At 63.3% G+C, this 795-nt stretch carries 1 protein-coding gene; it reads right to left on the minus strand.

The window, feature by feature from the left end; genetic code table 11:
* On the minus strand, positions 1–795 hold a 795-nt coding region (locus tag AC1D00_RS43570; protein ID WP_477014993.1), incomplete at both ends, for an ABC transporter substrate-binding protein.

A 795-nucleotide genomic window follows, 5' to 3' on the forward strand; every position in this document is an offset into this window, starting at 1 on the left:
ATCTCCATGTCGGCATAGAACTTCGGGTAGATGTCGGGATTGCCGGCGTCGGAGGAGAAGAACACCGAGGCGACGACCGATTTCAGCTCGACCTCGATGCCCGCCTTCTGGCAGGCCTGCTTGACGATGGCCTGGGTCTTCTGGCGCGGGCCGTTGATCGAGGTCTGGTACAGAAGCTTCAGCTTCTTGCCGTCCTTCTCGCGGATGCCGTCCGCACCCGGTTTCCAGCCGGCGTCGTCCAGCATCTTCGACGCCTTCTCGATGCTGAATTCCCAGCTGGTGTTCTTGGAGACGAACTTTTCGGGGCCGTTGAGGAAGTTCGCCGTGGTGCGGCCTGCGCGGCCGTAGATCACCTTCTTCACCGCTTCGCGATCGACCAGCAGCGCCAGCGCCTTGCGCACGGCGGGATCGGAGAACWGCGGGTGCTTCGTCTTCATCGAAGAGCGCTCGCCGTCGACCTCGGTGTTCGGGTCGGTGAAGTTCAGCGCGATGAACTCGGTGTCTCCGCCCACGGCGTAGATGGCCTTGCCCTTGCCGCCCTTCTCCAGGCGCAGCAGCACGTCGTCTYCCACCTGGATGTTATAGCCGAAATCGTATTCGCCGGTCTGGATCACCGCGCGCGCCGCCGAGACGGCATCGCCGCCGCCCTTCATTTCGAGCGTGTCGAAATACGGGCGGTTCGGCATGTGATAGTCGGGATTGAGCTCGCCACGGACGATATCGCCCGGCTTGAACTCGAGGAACTTGTACGGGCCGGTGCCGACCGGCGAGAGGTTGTTCGGCGCCTCGCGGGAC

The sequence above is a fragment of the Bradyrhizobium sp. P2_E8 genome (assembly GCF_056403875.1).